General features: G+C 73.9%; 16 protein-coding genes and 1 riboswitch. Of the genes, 10 read left to right on the top strand and 6 right to left on the bottom strand.

What is annotated here, in order from left to right:
* Positions 1 to 5 precede the first annotated feature (5 nt).
* Positions 6 to 533 carry a DoxX family protein gene (locus ACFUJY_RS21175; RefSeq protein WP_383301772.1) on the bottom strand — a complete coding sequence of 176 codons (528 nt, stop codon included), beginning with the start codon at positions 531 to 533 and terminating at the stop codon, positions 6 to 8.
* Positions 534 to 767: 234 nt separating this feature from the next.
* Here ACFUJY_RS21175 and ACFUJY_RS21170 point away from each other — a divergent pair, with 234 nt between their 5' ends.
* Both ACFUJY_RS21170 and ACFUJY_RS21165 read left to right on the top strand, forming a co-directional pair.
* A complete protein-coding gene (locus tag ACFUJY_RS21170; protein WP_383301770.1) occupies positions 768 to 2,783 on the top strand; it encodes an FAD-dependent oxidoreductase in 2,016 nt (671 codons plus the stop codon).
* A gap of 43 nt (positions 2,784 to 2,826) precedes the next feature.
* Positions 2,827 to 3,363 carry a PadR family transcriptional regulator gene (locus tag ACFUJY_RS21165; protein ID WP_383301768.1) on the top strand — a complete coding sequence of 179 codons (537 nt, stop codon included), beginning with the start codon at positions 2,827 to 2,829 and terminating at the stop codon, positions 3,361 to 3,363.
* Between the two features lie 83 nt (positions 3,364 to 3,446).
* Here ACFUJY_RS21165 and ACFUJY_RS21160 read toward each other — a convergent pair whose 3' ends face one another.
* Together ACFUJY_RS21160 and ACFUJY_RS21155 are read right to left on the bottom strand one after the other, a co-directional pair.
* Positions 3,447 to 4,382: a hypothetical protein gene (locus tag ACFUJY_RS21160; protein ID WP_383301766.1), complete on the bottom strand. Its 936-nt coding sequence runs from the start codon at positions 4,380 to 4,382 to the stop codon at positions 3,447 to 3,449.
* The gene (locus ACFUJY_RS21155) at positions 4,379 to 5,239 is read right to left on the bottom strand and encodes a phosphatase PAP2 family protein (protein ID WP_383301763.1); all 861 of its coding nucleotides are present in this window, start codon (positions 5,237 to 5,239) and stop codon (positions 4,379 to 4,381) included. Before ACFUJY_RS21155 ends, ACFUJY_RS21160 begins: the two co-directional genes overlap by 4 nt.
* A gap of 103 nt (positions 5,240 to 5,342) precedes the next feature.
* Between ACFUJY_RS21155 and ACFUJY_RS21150 the strand changes: the two genes are divergently transcribed.
* The 7 genes from ACFUJY_RS21150 (at position 5,343) to ACFUJY_RS21120 (ending at position 12,335) form a co-directional block, all read left to right on the top strand.
* Positions 5,343 to 5,972: a TetR/AcrR family transcriptional regulator gene (locus tag ACFUJY_RS21150; protein ID WP_383301760.1), complete on the top strand. Its 630-nt coding sequence runs from the start codon at positions 5,343 to 5,345 to the stop codon at positions 5,970 to 5,972.
* A gap of 207 nt (positions 5,973 to 6,179) precedes the next feature.
* Positions 6,180 to 7,187, top strand: coding sequence for an SPFH domain-containing protein (locus ACFUJY_RS21145; RefSeq protein ID WP_383301759.1), 1,008 nt, complete (start codon positions 6,180 to 6,182; stop codon positions 7,185 to 7,187).
* On the top strand, positions 7,184 to 8,083 hold the full coding sequence (locus ACFUJY_RS21140; protein ID WP_383301756.1) for a hypothetical protein: 900 nt from the start codon (positions 7,184 to 7,186) through the stop codon (positions 8,081 to 8,083). The genes ACFUJY_RS21145 and ACFUJY_RS21140 overlap by 4 nt, the downstream gene beginning before the upstream one ends.
* Positions 8,084 to 8,146: 63 nt before the next feature.
* On the top strand, positions 8,147 to 8,644 hold the full coding sequence (locus ACFUJY_RS21135; protein ID WP_383301753.1) for an NUDIX hydrolase: 498 nt from the start codon (positions 8,147 to 8,149) through the stop codon (positions 8,642 to 8,644).
* A gap of 58 nt (positions 8,645 to 8,702) precedes the next feature.
* Entirely contained in the window at positions 8,703 to 9,197 is a 495-nt protein-coding gene (locus ACFUJY_RS21130; protein WP_383301751.1) for an FBP domain-containing protein, read from the top strand.
* 56 nt (positions 9,198 to 9,253) lie between these two features.
* Positions 9,254 to 9,348, top strand: a riboswitch (TPP riboswitch).
* On the top strand, positions 9,339 to 10,721 hold the full coding sequence (locus ACFUJY_RS21125) for a purine-cytosine permease family protein (RefSeq protein WP_383301749.1): 1,383 nt from the start codon (positions 9,339 to 9,341) through the stop codon (positions 10,719 to 10,721). (Overlaps the previous riboswitch by 10 nt.)
* A gap of 123 nt (positions 10,722 to 10,844) precedes the next feature.
* Positions 10,845 to 12,335 carry an aldehyde dehydrogenase family protein gene (locus ACFUJY_RS21120; RefSeq protein ID WP_383301746.1) on the top strand — a complete coding sequence of 497 codons (1,491 nt, stop codon included), beginning with the start codon at positions 10,845 to 10,847 and terminating at the stop codon, positions 12,333 to 12,335.
* A gap of 6 nt (positions 12,336 to 12,341) precedes the next feature.
* On the opposite strand, the gene ACFUJY_RS21115 is transcribed toward ACFUJY_RS21120, so the two are convergent.
* Entirely contained in the window at positions 12,342 to 12,968 is a 627-nt protein-coding gene (locus ACFUJY_RS21115; protein WP_383301743.1) for a TetR/AcrR family transcriptional regulator, read from the bottom strand.
* A gap of 92 nt (positions 12,969 to 13,060) precedes the next feature.
* On the opposite strand from ACFUJY_RS21115, the gene ACFUJY_RS21110 reads away from it, so the two are divergent.
* Entirely contained in the window at positions 13,061 to 14,200 is a 1,140-nt protein-coding gene (locus ACFUJY_RS21110) for an acyl-CoA dehydrogenase family protein (protein ID WP_383301740.1), read from the top strand.
* 50 nt (positions 14,201 to 14,250) lie between these two features.
* Here the strand turns inward: ACFUJY_RS21110 and ACFUJY_RS21105 are convergent, their stop codons facing one another.
* Together ACFUJY_RS21105 and ACFUJY_RS21100 are read right to left on the bottom strand one after the other, a co-directional pair.
* Entirely contained in the window at positions 14,251 to 16,065 is a 1,815-nt protein-coding gene (locus ACFUJY_RS21105) for an AMP-dependent synthetase/ligase (RefSeq protein ID WP_383301737.1), read from the bottom strand.
* Between the two features lie 59 nt (positions 16,066 to 16,124).
* Complete coding sequence (locus ACFUJY_RS21100) at positions 16,125 to 17,150, bottom strand: LLM class F420-dependent oxidoreductase (protein ID WP_383301734.1); 1,026 nt, start codon at positions 17,148 to 17,150, stop codon at positions 16,125 to 16,127.
* Between the last annotated feature and the right edge of the window lie 54 nt (positions 17,151 to 17,204).

Below are 17,204 nucleotides of genomic sequence, written 5' to 3'. Positions count from 1 at the left end.
ACTCCTCAGAACTCCTCCGGCTCCGGCACCTGTGCCCGGGCGCGGCGTCCCACCACCGCCGCGGCCGCCGCCGCGCTGCCCGCGAACGCCAGGGCAACCATCCACGGCTGGTTGAACGCGTGCCCGGTCGCGTGGTCGACGGAGTAGCGGCCGGGGCCGGTCAGGCCGATCGCGGCGGCGGCGAAGCCGAGGAACGCCGGGTACTCGTAGCCGCCGCCCTGCGCGAAGAAGCCCGCGGGGGCATGGACGGCCACCGCGCCCGCCATCGCACCGGCCGCCGCCGCACCGGCGGCCGGGGTGGCCAGGCCCAGGGCGAGCAGTACGCCGCCGCCCGCCTCGCCGAGCCCGGCGGCGAGCGCGCTGTGCTTCGGCGGATGGAAGCCCATCGCCTCCATCGCGGCGGTGGTCCCCTCGATTCCCCCGCCGCCGAACCAGCCGAGGAGCTTCTGGGCTCCGTGCGCGGCGAGTACCGCGCCGGTGCCGGCGCGCAGGACGAGCAGACCGAGATCGTGACGGTTGACGCAGCAGCCCATGGGGGTCTCCGGTGGAGTTCCGGGCCCCGCCCGGACGGCGCGGGCCCCTCGTTTCCGTACGTCACTACTTTCCGCGTCCCACGGAGCACGCGGACCGTGCTGTTGCTCCATCCGGGCGAGTCACGTCGGGGCGTGAGCCGTGACACAGTGCGACGAACGCCATTGTGCAACTTGTTGCACAATGGCGCGGCGGTGGTTTAGAACTGGGGCGACGCCACAGCGAGGAGCCGCCGCATGAGCCCGTATCCGCACCTTCTGAGCCCGCTCGACCTCGGGTTCACCACCCTGCCGAACAGGGTCCTGATGGGGTCGATGCACGTCGGCCTGGAGGAGGTCGAGAACGGCTTCGAGCGCATGGCGGCCTTCTACGCCGAGCGCGCCCGGGGCGGCGTCGGCCTCATGGTCACCGGCGGCATCGCGCCCAACGAGCGCGGCTGCTCGTTCCCCGGCGGGGCGAAGATGACCACCGAGGCGGAGGCGGCGGAGCACGCCCGGGTGACCTCGGCGGTGCACGAGGCGGGTGGCCGGATAGCCCTGCAGATCCTGCATTTCGGCCGGTACGCGCACCACCCGGACTTGGTTGCGCCCAGCGCGCTCCAGGCGCCGATCAGCGCGTTCACCCCGCACGCCCTCACCGACGACGAGGTCGAGGCGACGATCGAGGACTTCGCGACGGCGGCGGCGCTGGCCCGGAGCGCGGGGTACGACGGCGTCGAGATCATGGGCTCCGAGGGCTATCTGATCAACGAGTTCATCGCCTCGGCGACCAATCACCGCGAGGACCGCTGGGGCGGCTCGTACGAGAACCGCATCCGCTTCCCCGTCGAGATCGTGCGCCGGGTCCGCGAGCGGGTCGGCGACGACTTCATCATCATCTACCGGCTCTCGATGCTGGACCTGGTGCCCGGCGGCTCGTCCCTGGAGGAGGTCGTGCACCTGGCCCGGGAGGTCGAGGCGGCCGGTGCGACGATCATCAACACGGGCATCGGCTGGCACGAGGCCCGCATCCCGACCATCGCGACCTCGGTGCCCCGGGCCGCGTTCACCTGGGTGACCGAGAAGGTGCGCGGGGCGGTCTCCGTACCGCTGGTGACGAGCAACCGCATCAACACCCCCGAGGTGGCCGAGCAGGTCCTCGCGTCGGGCCGTGCGGACATGGTGTCGATGGCCCGTCCGTTCCTCGCCGACCCCGATTTCGTCGCGAAGGCGGCGGCGGGCCGCGCGGACGCGATCAACACCTGCATCGGCTGCAACCAGGCGTGCCTGGACCACATCTTCAGCGGCAAGGTCACCTCCTGCCTGGTCAACCCGCGCGCCTGCCACGAGACCGAACTCGTCCTGTCGCCGACCCGCACCCGCAAGCGCGTCGCCGTCGTCGGCGCCGGACCCGCCGGACTCGCCTGCGCGGTCACGGCCGCCGAGCGCGGCCACGAGGTGACGCTCTTCGACGCGGCCGACGAGATCGGCGGTCAGCTGAACGTGGCCCGCCGGGTGCCCGGCAAGGAAGAGTTCGACGAGACGCTCCGCTACTTCCGCACCCGGCTCGCGGAGGAGAAGGTGGGCCTGCGGCTGGGCACTCCGGTGGGCGCCGGGGATCTCGACGGCTACGACGAGGTCGTGCTCGCCACCGGGGTCACCCCCCGGACCCCCGCGATCCCCGGCATCGACCACCCGAGCGTCGTCAGCTACCTCGACGTGCTGCGCCACGGCGCACCGGTCGGCGACCGGGTCGCGCTCGTCGGGGCGGGCGGGATCGGCTTCGACGTGGCGGAGTTCCTGACGGACGGCGGCGACGGGGCGAGCCTCGACCCGGAGGTGTTCTTCCGGCAGTGGGGCGTCGACACGGAGTACCGCGAGCGGGGCGGCCTCGCGGCCCCGGAGCGCCCGAAGACCACGCGCACCGTCCACCTCCTCCAGCGCAAGACGAGCAAGGTCGGCGCGGGCCTCGGCAAGACGACCGGCTGGATCCACCGCACCGAACTGCGCCACCGCGGGGTCACGATGACCGCGGGCGTCACGTACGACCGGATCGACGACGAGGGCCTGCACATCACGGTGGGCGAGGAGCGGCACGTACTGCCGGTCGACACGATCGTGCTCTGCGCCGGGCAGGACCCGCGCCGGGACCTGTACGAGGAACTGCGCGCCGCCGGCCGCGAGGCGCACCTGATCGGGGGCGCCGACGTCGCGGCCGAGCTGGACGCCAAGCGGGCGATCCGGCAGGGCACGGAGCTCGCGGCCGCCCTCTGAACCGGACGGCCGGGCCCGCCCGGCCGTCCCTAGGATGCACCTCATGTCACTGCCGCACGCGATCCTCACCGCCCTGCTGGAGAAACCCTCGTCCGGGCTCGAACTGACCCGCAGGTTCGACCGGTCGATCGGCTACTTCTGGTCGGCGACGCACCAGCAGATCTACCGCGAGCTGGGCAAGCTGGAGCAGGCCGGGCAGATCAGGGCGCTGGAGTCCGCGCAGCCGGCCAGGGGGCAGAAGAAGGAGTACGAGGTGCTGCCGGCCGGCCGCGAGGCGCTGTCCGCGTGGGTCGCCCGGCGGGAGGACCCCAAGCAGGTCCGCGATCCGCTGCTGCTGCGGATGCGGGCGGCGGCGGTCGTCGGGGCGCCCGGCCTCGACGCGGAGCTGCGCCGGCACCTCGCACTGCACCGGCGGCAGCTCGCGGAGTACCAGGAGATCGAGGTCCGGGACTTCCCGCCGGAGCGGGACGCCCCCGGGGACCGGCTGCGGCACCTGGTGCTGCGCGGCGGCATCGACCTGGAGAACTTCTGGATCGGGTGGCTGACCCGGGCACTGGAGGACTATCCGGAGCCGGTGTAGGGAGCAGCGCCACGGCTGAAGGCGCCCCGCGACTCGTACGGCGTACGGATTCGGTGACGCGGTGACTCGTACGGCGTACGGATTCAGTGGTGCCCCGCGCCGACCCGGCGGCGCTGCTCCCGGCGCGCGGCGCGGGGGCTGCTGATGACCACCCGCGAGGGGACGGCCGACGCGGCCCCGGCCACCGCGGGCGCGGTCTGCGCCTGGGCGCGGGTGAGCAGGACCACGCCCCGGACCGCCGCCACCGTGCCGAGCAGCGCCGGGACCAGTCCGGCCGGCCCGCCCTGGAACCGCTCCCCGAGCAGCGCCAGCCCGATGACCGCGGCGGCGACCGGGTTGGCCAGGGTGACGACGGCGAGCGGGGCGCCGAGCCCGCCCCGGTAGGCGGTCTGGGAGAGCAGCAGCCCGCCCATCGCGAAGGCGGAGACCAGCACGGCGACGACCACCAGGCGTGCGTCGAGCAGCGGCCCGGTGCGGTCGGTCACCGCGACGGTGAGGGTCTGGGTGAGCGCGGAGGCGACACCGGACGTGATGCCCGACGCCGCCGCGTGCCGCAGCCCGGGGCGGGCGCCGGGGCGGCTGAGCCCGGCGACGAGCGCCATCGTCCCGGCTCCCACGGCCAGCGCCTCGGTCATGGTCAGGGTCTCGTGCGGGGCGGCGCCGCCCGCCGTCACGAGCAGGGCGCCGAGGCCGAGCAGGGTGAGGAGCGTGCCGCGCCACTCGGTCACCGTGACCCGGCGGCCCGCGGCCCGGGCGCCGAGCGGGACGGCCGCGACCAGGGTCAGCGCGCCGAGCGGCTGGACCAGGGTGAGCGGGCCGTACTTCAGGGCGGCCACGTGCAGCAGCGCACCGCCCGCGTTCAGGCCGACCGCGCACCACCAGGCGCCACGCCCGAGGAGCCGGAGCGTGCCGGTGCCGGGTGCGGTGCGACCGGCCAGCCGGGCCTGGGCGACCGCCGCGGCGGCGTAGGCGGCGGCGGAGACGAGGGAGAGCGCGACGGCGGCGAGGGTGGCGTTCACCGGTGCGCCCCGGGGGCGGCGTACGCGGCGGCGTGCTCCCGCTGCCGTACGACGGACGGCCACGGCTGCGGCGGGCGGACCGGTTCGGCGCGCGGGAGGCGGAGCGCGGCGAGCGTCACGGAGAGCAGCGCGGCCACCACGATCGAGTCGAGCCAGTAGTGGTTGGCGGTGGCGACGATCACGAACAGGGTGATCGCCGGGTGCAGCAGCCACAGCCAGCGCCACCGGGAACGGGTGGCGACGACCAGGCCGACGCCGACCATGACGGCCCAGCCGAAGTGCAGCGAGGGCATCGCGGCGAACTGGTTGGCCATGGAGTCGGCGGCCGGCTGGGCACCGTACACCGAAGGGCCGTACACCCGGCCGGTGTCCACGAGGTGGGTGGCGGCGAGCAGACGCGGCGGGGCGAGCGGGAAGAGCAGGTGCAGGGCGAGCGCGGCGCCGGTGAGCGCGGCGAGGACCCGGCGCGCCCAGACGTAGTGGCGGGGGCTGCGCCAGTAGAGCCAGACCAGGAAGAGCAGCGTGGCCGGGAAGTGCACGGTCGCGTAGTAGGTGTTCGCCAGATGGATCAGCGTCTCGTCGTGCAGCAGCAGACCCTGGACGGCGCCTTCGCCGGGCAGGTGCGCGGCGCGCTCGGCGTCCCAGACGTGGCCCGCGTTGCGGAACGCCTCGTCCACATGGCCGTTGGCCGCCTGGCGGCCGAGCTTGTAGACCAGGAAGAGCCCGACGACGAGAAGAAGCTCGCGGACCAGGGGCGGGCGGGCGAAGGTGTCCGGCTTCCGATCGGCGGGCGTGTTGCCGGTGTCGTTCACCCGGTGCCCCTTTGCTGACGCGTTTCGGCGGACGCCCGCCCTCATCGATACGCCAGTGTACCGATACGGCGGCGTATCGGTACACACGCGTATCGGTACACTGGCGTATCGATGGACCTCGTCGCAGAGTCGCAGAGAGGGAAGGCACATGTCGCCGCAGCAGACCGAGCAGGAGCAGCCCCCCGCGCAGCGCCGGTCGAAGATCACGCCGGAGCGGGCCCAGGAGCTCTACACCGCCGTGCTCGACATGCTGAGGGAGAACGGCTACGAATCGCTGACCATGGAGGGGGTCGCCGCCCGGTCCCGCTGCGGCAAGTCCACGCTCTACCGCCAGTGGGGCTCGAAGCCCGAGCTGGTGGTGGCCGCCCTGCACGGCACCCGGCGCGGCGCCCTGCGCGAGATCGACACCGGTTCGCTGGCGGGTGACCTGGTGGAGGCGGCGCGGGCGATCGGCGAGGGCGCGGGCCGGGACACGCCGCTGATGCTGGCGCTGAGCCATGCGGCGCTGCAGAGCCCGGAGCTGCTGTGCGCCCTGCGCGAGTCGCTGATCCTGCCCGAGCTGGCCGCGATCGACGCGCTCGTCCGGCGGGGAGTGGAGCGCGGCGAGGTGGCGCCGGACAACCCGGCGGCGGAGTTCGTCGCCGCGCAGCTGCTCGGTGTGATGCGGGCCCGCCCGATGCTGGCGGGGGCGCATGCGGACGAGACCTATCTGGTCCGCTTCGTGCGGGGCGCGGTCCTGCCCGCACTCGGCCTGGACGCCCCGGCGCCCGGGTCCTGACAGACGTGGGCCGTCGTCCGAGCGGATGGCGGCGGCCTGCCCGCGCCGCACCGTGGGGACGGGGGCGGCGCGCAACCCGGCCGGCCGGTGACTTCTCCGAAGTCACCGGCCGTTCGTGTACCCGCACCCCCCTTTATTCGTCCTCTTGACGATAAGCCGGGACTCCATTATCGTCGTCATGACGAAAAAGAGATCAGGGGGTCCCCCATGGCCGACATCACCCGCCGCTTCGGCTGGCGCCATCTCCGCTCCGCGCCCACCGCGCACATCCGCCACCACAAGCGCGGCCGGCTCGCCCACGACGGCGCCGGACTGAGCTTCTGGTACCGGTCGCTGAGCGCCGCGCTCTCCGAGGTGCCGGTCAACGACCGCGAGCTGGCCATGGCGTTCCACGCGCGCACCTCCGACTTCCAGGACGTCACGGTCCAGGCCACCGTCACCTACCGCATCAGCGACCCGGCCGAGGCCGCCGCCCGCCTCGACTTCTCCGTCGACCCGGACACCGGCGCCTGGCGCGGCGCACCCCTCGAACAGATCGCCACCCTCCTCACCGAGACCGCCCAGCAGCACACCCTGGACGTGCTGGCCCGCACCCCGCTGGCGGGCGCCCTGGTGGACGGCGTCGCCGCCGTCCGCGAGCGTGTGGCGGCCGGTCTCGCCGCCGAACCGAGGCTGCCCGCCACCGGCATCGACGTGGTGGCCGTGCGCGTCGTCGCCATCCGCCCCGAGGCCGAGGTGGAGCGCGCCCTGCGCACCCCTGCCCGCGAGCAGATCCAGCAGGAGGCCGACCGGGCCACGTACGAACGGCGCGCCGTGGCCGTCGAGCGCGAGCGGACCATCGCCGAGAACGAGCTCGCCAGCCAGATCGAGCTCGCCCGGCGCGAGGAACAGCTGGTCGAGCAGCGCGGCACCAACGCCCGCCGCGAGGCCGAGGAGAGCGCCGCCGCCGACGGGGTGCGCGCCGAGGCGGAGGCCGCCCGCACGGTGCGGCTGGCGGGCGCCGAGGCCGAGGCGGCCCGGCAGGTGGGCGCGGCACGCGCCGAGGCCCAGGCGGCCTGGCTGCGGGCGCACGGCGAGGTGGAGGCCGCGACGCTGCACGCCCTGGCGGCCACCCGGCTCGCCGAGAACCTGCCGCACATCGACAGCCTCACCCTGTCACCGGACGTCCTCACGGGCCTGCTCAGCAAGCTGGGCCGGCCGGAGACCGGGGCATGAGCCTGGCCCCGCGGGCGGTCCTGGTCCACCGCACCACGGAGTACGAGGAGCTGCTCGCCCGCCACGGCACGCACGGTCAGGCCGCGTTCGTCCTGGCCGCGCGGGGCCGGTCCATCGAGGAGGTGGCCCGCCGGCACGAGCGGACCCGGCAGGCCCTGGCGGAGGTGGCGGCGGCCGTCCCGCTCACCTGGCGGCACTGCCGGGTGGAGCGGGCCGACCTGGACCGGTTCCTGTTCGCGCCCGAGGACGTGGTGGTGGTCGTCGGGCAGGACGGCCTCGTCGCCAACGCCGCGAAGTACCTCGCCGGTCAGCCGGTCATCGGCATCGACACCGATCCGGGCCGCAACCCCGGCGTCCTGGTGCGCCACCGGCCGGCCGACGCGGGGGCGCTGATGCGGGCGGCCGTGGCGCCGGACGGGCGGGCCGACGCGCTGACGATGGTGGAGGCGGTGGCCGACGACACACAGCGGCTGCTCGCCCTGAACGAGGTCTACCTCGGCCCGCCGGGCCACCAGACGGCCCGCTACCGGCTCGGGCCCGACACGGCGGACTCCCCCGCCGAGCCGCAGGCGTCCTCCGGCGTTCTCGTCGGCACCGGCACCGGGGCGACCGGCTGGCTGCGCTCGCTCTGGCAGGAGCGCCGCAGCACCCTCCCGCTGCCCGGGCCCGCCGATCCCCGGCTGCTCTGGTTCGTCCGGGAGGCGTGGCCCTCGCCGTCGACCGGTACGTCGTTCGTCTCGGGCGAGCTGGGGCCCGGGCAGGGGCTGCGGCTGACCGTGGAGTCGGACCGCGTGGTGGTGTTCGGCGACGGCATGGAGGCGGACGCGCTGGAGCTGACCTGGGGGCAGAGCGTACGGCTCGGCGTCTCGGAGACCGCGCTGCGGCTGGCGGTCTGAGCGCGGGGGCGGACGCGGCACCCCCGTAGGCTCGGACGCCCGAACGCCCTCCGGAGGAGCCTCATGACCGCCGAGAACCCGCTCGCCCCCTCCCGTAACACCCGGCCGCCCCAGGCCCAGGCCGCGCTGGGAGTCGGCGTCGTCGTACAGGACGCGCAGGGCCGGATTCTGCTCGGCCGGCACCACAGCGGCACCTGGGAACTGCCCGGCGGCAAGGTCGACCCGGTGCCGGAGTCCGTCGCGGCGGCGGCCGTGCGGGAACTGCGCGAGGAGACCGGGCTGGCCGTCCCCGAGGAGGAGGTCACCGTCTTCGCCATGCTCCACGACGCCCTCGGCGGGATCAACCGCGTGACGATGGCCGCCTTGGTGCGCGTGGACACCGGTACGGCGCGGGTGACCGAACCGCACCTGATCAGCACCTGGGAGTGGACCCCGCTCGACGCGCTCCCGTCGCCGCTCTTCGACCCGTCCGCGCAGATCCTCGCGACCTGGCGACCGGACCTCGGCATCCCGCACCCGCCCGTGCACCGGCTCCCCCTCGCGCCGAAGATCCCCAGGTGAGCACCTAACCGAATTAATCGTTTGCCTAGAGGGCATAGGCAGAGTTAGCTTCGTGGGCATGAAGGCCCTGACCGAGCAGGACATCCGCTCATCGTTCGTGAATTGCTCCAAGGGGGAAGCCAAGCGTCTGCCGCTCCCCCGCGACTTCGAGGAGCTGCCGTGGGACGACCTCGACTTCCTCGGCTGGCGCGACCTGTCCGCGCCGGGACGCAGCTACATCGTCACCGAGCACGCGGGCGAACCCGCCGGGATCTCACTGCGCTTCCCGTCCCAGCAGCGCGGCTTCCTGCACCGGAGCATGTGCTCGCTCTGCCTGACCACGCACCCGGGCAGCGGGGTCTCCCTGATGACCGCCCGCAAGACCGGCCCCGCCGGGCGTGACGGCAATTCGGTCGGCCTGTACATGTGCACCGACCTGGCCTGCTCGCTGTACGTGCGCGGGAAGAAGGCGGTGGCCTCGGGGGCTCGGTTCAAGGAGAGCCTGAGCACGGAGGAGCAGATCGCCCGCACGGTCGACAACCTCCACGCGTTCGTGACGAAGCTCTTCAGCTGAGCCGGACCGGCCCCCGCGACGACGACATCGCGCGGGCCGGCGCTATTCTGGCCGCCACACCGGACACGGGGTGCCCCGTACGAGGGCTGAGATCACACCCGTCGAACCTGAACCAGTTAGCACTGGCGGAGGGATGTCTCCATGTCGTTGCCGCATGCCCAGGACGAGCGCGCCGCTTTCGGCGGGCGCATGCCCACCGCCGCCGGCGATCTGCGCATCGAGGCGCATGGCATAGCCCCGGTCCCCGAGGACCGCCGTTACGGCCGGGCGGGCCGGCTGTTCACCGTCTGGTTCGCCCCCAACCTGACCATGACCGGAGTCTTCACCGGCACCGTCGGCATCGCGCTCGGCCTGGACTTCGCGACGGCCCTCGCCGCCGTCGTGCTGGGCACCCTCGTCGGGGCCGCGCCGACCGCGTATCTGGGCACCTGGGGCAGCCGCACCGGCTCCGGCCAGCTGCCGCTCGCCCGGCTGGCGTTCGGGCCGGGCGTGGTCCTGCCGGGCGCGCTGCAATGGCTGTCGTCCATCGCCTGGGACGCCCTGATCGGCCTGTTCGGCGGGGACGCGCTGGCGCAGCTGTGCGGCTGGCCGTTCTGGCTGGGTGTCCTGGTCATGATGGCCGCTCAGGGCGCGCTCGGGGTGCTGGGTTACGAGGTGATCCACCGGCTCCAGACCGTGATGACGTTCGCGCTGGCCACGGCCTTCGCGGTGCTCGCCACGAAGCTCCTGCGCGGGGTGGACCCGGTGACCACCTCGACCGCGCACGGCGCGGACCGGGCCGGGGCGTTCGTCCTGACCTGCACCATCGCCCTGAGTCTGGCGCTGTCCTGGGCGCCCTACGCGAGTGACTTCAGCCGCTACCTGCCGCGCGACACGTCCCGGGCGCGCATGTTCTGGTGCACGCTGGGCGGGGTCAGCACGTCCTTCGTGGCGGTCCAGACGATCGGGCTGTGGGGGGCCTCGGTCTTCACGGACCAGACCGCGCGCGGCGTGGACTCACTGCTCGGCGGGGGCGCGCTCGGGGCGTTCGGGCTGCTCGCGGTGGCGCTGGCCGCGCTGTGCAGCAACGCGATGAACGACTACAGCGGTTCGCTCGCGTTGCAGACGATGGGGGTGCGCCTGCCGCGCCCGGTGGCCGCCGCGCTCGCCGCCGCCCTGGGGTTCCCGCTGGTGCTGTGGATGCACGCGGCGGACACGACGGCCCGCTTCCAGAACGTGCTGCTTCTCGTCGGCTACTGGATTCCCGGCTTCGTGGCGATCGTGTCCGTGGACTGGCTGGTCCGCGCCCGGGCCCGGCGGGGCGCCCCCGTCGACCTCGCGGCCGAGCACGCCCGGCCGCGCCCGTGGTGGCCGGCGCTCGCCGCGTTCGCCGCGGCCTTCGCGGCGGCGGTGCCGTTCATGAGCACCGGCCTGTACGTGGGCCCGGTGGCCGAGGCGCTGCACGGGGCGGACCTGGCCTACGGGGTGGCGTTCCTCGCGGCGCTCGTGGTGTACGCCCCGCTGCGGACGCGCGGGGCGCGCTGACCCTCCCGCCGGTCCGCACCGGGCCTCAACCGCCTTGCCCGTCAGCGGTATTGACCCCGATGAAACACTTCAATAGTTTCAGTATCTTCGACTCACACGGTACTCCCGCGAAATGGGGCCCCGATGACCGACGACACTGCGACCGCCACTTTCACCACGCGCGCCCCGGCGACCGGCGAGCGCATCGCCGAGCATCCGGTGGACGGGCCGGGCCGGGTCGGCGGGGCCGTCGCCCGCGCACGGGAAGCACAGCGGTCCTGGGCCGCACTGCCCGCCGCCCGGCGCCGCGCCCATCTGCTCCGCTGGAAGAGGGAGATCGCGGCCGAGCTGGAGACGGTGGCCCGCGCCATCTCCGAGGAGACCGGGAAACCGGCCGGCGACGCGGCGCTGGAGGTGGTGCTCACGCTGGAGCACCTGGCCTGGGCCGCTCGCAACGCGGAACGCGTGCTGCGCCGGCGGAAGGTGGGCACCGGGGTGTTCACGGTGCACCAGCGGGCGACGCTGGCGCACCGGCCGCTCGGGGTGATCGGGGTCATCGGCCCCTGGAACTACCCCCTGTACACGCCGATGGGCTCCGTCGCCTACGCCCTGGCGGCCGGGAACGCGGTGGTCCTCAAGCCGTCCGAACTGACCCCGGGCACCGGTCTCCTGATGTCCCGGCTGTTCGACGCGGCCGTACCCGCCCATGCCGGGCTGCTCACCGTCGTCACCGGTCCGGGCTCCACCGGGGACGCCCTCGCCAGGTCCGGGGTGGACAAGCTGGCGTTCACCGGGTCGCCGGGGACGGCCCGGAAGGTGATGGCGGTCTGCGCGGAGACGCTGACGCCGTTCCTCGCCGAGTGCGGCGGGAAGGACGCGGTGATCGTGACGGCGGACGCCGATCTGGACGCCGCCGCCGGCGCCATCGTCTGGGGCGCCTTCAGCAACGCGGGGCAGACCTGCGCCGGGGTGGAGCGCGTGTACGCGGTGCGCGAGATCCACGCCGCGCTGTGCGAGCGCGTGGCCGAGCGGGCGGGGCGGCTGCGCCCGGGCGCCGGGGCGGAGGCGGCGTACGGACCGATGACCCTGCCGGGCCAGGTGGACGTCGTCGAACGGCATGTGGCCGGGGCGTTGGAGGCGGGTGCGCGGGCCGTGGCGGGCGGCCCGGAGTCGGTGCGCGCCCCGTTCATCGCGCCGGTCGTGCTGACGGGCGTACCGGAGGACGCGGCGGCGATGACGGAGGAGACGTTCGGGCCGGTGGTGGCGGTCAACGCGGTGTCCGGCGTGGACGAGGCGGTGGAGCGGGCCAACGCCTCGCGGTACGCGCTGGGCGCGGCGGTGTTCTGCGGCAGCGGGCGCTCCGGGGCGGCGATCGCGGCGCGGCTGCGGGCAGGGGCGGTGTCGGTGAACTCGGTGCTGGGCTTCGCCGCGGTGCCGGCGCTGCCGTTCGGCGGTTCGGCGGACTCCGGGTTCGGGCGCGTACACGGCGAGGAGGGGTTGCGCGCGTTCACCTCCGCCCAGTCGATGACGGTTCAGCGGTTCGCGCCCTTGATCGCGCTGACCTCGTTCGAGGTGCCGGCCGCCGCCCGGGAGCGCGCGGTCCGGCTGGCCCGGGCGCTGCACCGGCGCCGCTAGGGCCTGTCAGGCGTCCAGCAGCGGGGCCAGGTAGCGGCGGGCGAAGGCGCGGGCCTGGTCCTCGTCGTCCATCTCGATGCAGCCGGCGGGGTTGAGGAGGAAGGACACGGCGACGCGGACCATGAGTTCGGCGACGGGGCGCGGATCGTCGCCGGGCCGGCCCTCGGCCTGCTGGGCGCGGCGCAGATGGCCCGTCAGGTAGGTCACCGTGGCGGAGAGCGTGGAGCCCCCCCTTACGGTCATGTACGGGAGGACCACCTCGGGTTCGAGGCGCAGCAGGCCGCCGAAGAGCGGGTGGGCGCGGGTGTACCGGAGGGCCGCGACGAAGCCCTCGACGACCCGGTCCTCCATGGCGGGCAGCCCGGCCACCGCCGCGTCCAACTGCTGGAAGAACCGGCCGTGTTCCCGCAGCAGGGTGGCCATGACCAGCTTGTCCTTGGTCTGGAAGCGCCGGAACACGGTGACCCGGGAGACGCCGGCCCGCTTGGCCACGTCGTCCACGGAGGAGCGCCGCAGACCCAGCAGCGTGAACTGCTCCAGGGCGGCGTCGAGAATGCGCCTCGCGGTGGGGTCCTCCGTCTCCGACGCGGCGATGGCCCGGGTCAGCGCCGAGTCGTTCGTGTCAGTGCTCATGCCGCTCACGATACCGGCGCGACCCTCCCGGTGAAGCGATGAGACGGATAACATCACTTCGTATCAACTCTCCGACTCAGGGGGTCCTCCCGATGCGCAGTCGCCTCACCGAGGAACAGACCGGATTCGTCGCGGCCATCCGTGATTTCGCCCAGCGGGAGTGCGGTACCCGGGAGCAGCGCGACGCGCTGACCTCCGGCGGCCGCGAGGCCCACAACCCGGAGCTGTACGCCAGGCTCGCCGCCCTGGGCTGGCTCGGGGTGTGCCTGCCCGAGGAATACGGGGGCGCCGGCGGAGGGGTGGCCGACGCCTGCCTCTTCCTGGAGGAGACCTCGTACGGGATGGTCCCGGCCGGGGGCTTCATCACCACGGTCATCGCGGCGAAGGCGTACGAGTCCTTCGGCAGCGAGGAGCAGCGGCGGACGGTGCTGTCCGGCGTCGCGAACGGGGACGTGCTGTCGATCGCCATGTCGGAGCCGGACGCGGGGTCGGACGTGGGCGCGCTGCGCTGCCGGGCCCGGCGGGACGCGGGCGGCGACTGGGTGATCGACGGCCAGAAGACGTGGATCTCCAACGCGCACTGCGCCCGGCACATCCTTCTGGTGGCCCGCACCGGCGAGGACAAGCACGGCGGCCTGACCATGTTCCATCTGCCCGCCGGCACCGCGGGCGTGGAGATCCGGCGCATCGACACCATGGGCGGCCGCGAGGTCAACGACGTCTTCCTGACCGGGGTGCGGCTGCCGGCGGACGCGGTCGTCGGGCAGGTGGACGGCGGCTGGCGGCAGCTGATGGCCGGGCTGAACCACGAGCGGCTCTTCCTGGCGTCGAACATGCTCGGCCTGGCGCGCCGCGCCTTCGACGACGCGGTCGGATTCGTGCGCGAGCGCGAGCAGTTCGGCCGGCCCGTGGGTTCCTTCCAGGCGCTGCGGCACCGGATCGCGGACCTGGCCACCGAGATCGAGTGCACCCGGCTCCTGGTCCGCGAGGTGGCGCTGCGGTGCGACGAGCGGCCGGGCGAGCTGTTCCCGCGCGAGGCGTCCATGGCGAAGCTCAAGGCGACCGAGACCGCGAAGCGGACCGCCCTGGAGGGCATGCAGATGATGGGCGGGTACGGCTACACCACGGAGTTCGACATGGAACGGCATCTGCGGGCCGCGGTGGTCTCCACGGTCTACGGCGGCACGAGCGAGATCCAGCGGGACGTCATCGGCAGGACGTTCGGGCTCTGACGCGGCCCGGGGCGCGGCGGGCGAACGCCCTGCCGCGCTCCGGGCCCCGCTCAGTCCCGGTAGAGCCCGGAGAGCGCGTCGGCGTACCGGTCGCGGATGGCCCGGCGCCGCATCTTCAGCGAGGGCGTCAGCTCACCGGTCGCCGGCCCCCACTCCTCGGCGAGCAGCTCGTACCGCTTGACCTGTTCGCTGCGGTTGAGGCGCGTGTTGGCGGCGGCGACCGCCCGGTCCACTTCGGCCAGCACGGCGGGGTGCCGGGCCAGCTCCGCCGGTCCCCCGGCCGCCGGAACGCCGTTGGCCTCGGCCCAGGCGGGCGCGGCCTCCGCGTCGAGCACCAGCAGGGCGACCAGGTAGGAGCGGTTGTCACCGTGCACCATCGCCTGCCCGATCAGCGGGTGCTCCTTCAGCGCGTTCTCGACCAGGGCCGGTGACACGTTCTTGCCGGTGGAGGTGACGATCATCTCCTTCTTGCGGTCGGTCAGCCACAGGTAGCCGTCCTCGTCCATCCGGCCGATGTCGCCGGTGGCCAGCCAGCCGTCCGCGTCCACGGCGGGCAGCACCGAGCCGTCCGGCCGGAGGTAGCCCGAGCAGACGGACGCGCCGCGGACCAGGATCTCCCCGTCCTCGGCGACCCGGACCTCGACGGACCGCACCGGGCGTCCCACCGAACCGAGCCGGAAGCCGCCCCTGGGGCTGTTGCTGGTGGCGACACCGGTGGTCTCGGTCAGCCCCCAGGCGTCCATGATGACGATCCCGAAGCCGGCCCAGAACCTCACGACGTCCACGGACATCGGCGCCGACGCGCTCGCCGACCAGGTCACCCGGTCCAGGCCGCCCGCCGCCAGCATCGGCAGCAGCACCTCCTCGCGTGCCCGCGCGTACCGCTTCTCCAGCTCGGCGGGCGGCGCCTCCCCCCGCTCCCGGTGTCCGACGTGCTCGCGCCCCACCTCGAACGCCTCCTCGATGACCGCCCGCTGGTCGGCCGGCATCAGCGCGAGGATGCCGCGCACGGTGGCGGACAGCTTCTCCCAGATCCTCGGCACTCCGAAGAACTGCGCGGGGCGCACCTCGCGGACCACGGCGGCCACCCCCGCCGGGTCGGCGCAGAGGTAGACGTGCGAGGCGCGGTGGCAGGGCAGATAGATGCCGAGCATCCGTTCGGCGATGTGCGCGAAGGGCAGATAGCAGATGTGCTCGACGTGCGGGGGCAACTCCACCACGGCGTCGAGCGCGAGGGCGTTGGACAGCACCTGATGGTGGGTCAGGACGACCCCCTTGGGCTCGCCGCTGGTGCCGGACGTGTAGACGACGGTCAGGGTGTCCTCGGCGCGTGCCGCGTCCAGTTCACCGTCCAAGCCGTCCGGCATCGGCCCGGCGAGCAGCGCGGCGTACGGCGTGTGGCCCGCCTCCGCGCCCGGTTCGGCCACCACCAGGTGCTCCAGGGGGGTGCCGGCGTCGGTCAGCAGCGGCTCCCACACCGCCACCTCGGGTGCGCCGTGGACCACGGCGATCCGTGCCCGGCAGTTGCGGGCGATATGGGTGATCTGCTCGGGCGCGGCGGTGCCGTAGACGCTGACCGGGACGGCGCCGAGACGGACGAGCGCCAGGTCGGACAGCCAGTGCTCGGGGCGGTTGGGCATCATCAGCAGCACGCGGTCGCCGCGGCCCACCCCGCGGGCCCGGTAGCCGGCGGCGAGGATGCGGGTGTGCTCCTCGACCTCCGCCCAGGTGTACGTGGACCAGCCGCCGTCCTGCCCGGCCGGACGCCAGGAGAGCGCGGGGAGCGCACCGTACTGCTCTGCGTTGCGGGCCAGCAGGCGGGGCAGCGTGTCCTCGGCCGGAGCGTCACCTGTGGTGCGGATCATCGGGTCCTCCTTGCGAACGGCGGATGACGGACGGCGGACCCCGGGGGTTGCCGCGGCGCTCACAGCCAGTTCCTCACGCGCTCGATCAGCCGGGCGGGGTCGGGACCGACGGGGGTCACGTTGAGCATGGTCACGCCCGACTCGCGGAAGACCTCGACGCGGTCGCGGACATAGCCCTCGGGGCCGGCCAGGCACAGGCGTTCCAGCAGTTCGGCGGGGACGGCCGCCTCCGCCTCCTTCTTCCGGCCGGCGAGGTAGTGCTCCTGGACGGCCGCCGCCTCGGCCTCGTAGCCGTAGGAGCGGACAAGGTCGTGGTAGAAGTTGCGTCCGGGCGCGCCCATCCCGCCGACGTACAGGGCGACGGTGGGCCGCATGAGGTCACGGACGTCCTCGGCGCCGTCCCCGATGGCCAGCAGGCCGCCCGCCACGACCTGGAGCGGTCCGAGCGCGGGGTCGCGGATGGCGGCTCCCTCGGCCAGGGCGTCCCCCCAGACGTCGGCGGCCCGCTCGGGGACGTACAGGAACGGCAGCCAGCCGTCCGCGATCCCGGCCGTCATCCGGACGTTGGCCGGACCCAGTGCCGCGACGTAGACCGGGATGGTGGCGCGTACCGGGTGGTTCAACAGCTTGAGGGGCTTGCCGAGGGTGCCGCCCTTCTCGGGGGGCAGCGGCAGATCGGTGATTCCGTGGTGCTCGATGACCTCGCGCCGCCAGATCCGCCGGGACAGCTCGATCACCTCGCGGGTGCGGCCGAGCGGACGGTCGTAGCGGCGGCCGTGCCAGCCCTCCACGACCTGGGGGCCGGACGCTCCGACGCCGAGAAGGGCGCGGCCCCCGCTGACCGCGTCGAGACCGGCGGCGGTCTGGGCGATCAGGGCGGGGGTGCGCGAGTAGACGTTGACGATGGCCGAACCGATCCGCATCCGGTCGGTCTTCGCCGCCAGGTACCCCATGACGGTCGGGGAGTCGAAGCCGTACGCCTCCGCGACCCAGACGGCGTCGAGGCCCGCGGACTCCAGGGCGGCGGCCCGGTCGGCGGCGGCGCGCGGATCGCCCGCGTACGTCAGGGGTGAGGACAGTTCCATGGATTCCTCTCTCGGCGCGCGACGGCCCGCCTCCGCTCGATCACGTCCTACTGA

It is taken from the genome of Streptomyces sp. NPDC057249 (assembly GCF_042669245.1).
Taxonomy (GTDB): domain Bacteria; phylum Actinomycetota; class Actinomycetes; order Streptomycetales; family Streptomycetaceae; genus Streptomyces.
The sequence above is the reverse complement of the archived record's forward strand: the minus strand, read 5'-3'. Positions and strand labels throughout refer to the sequence as shown.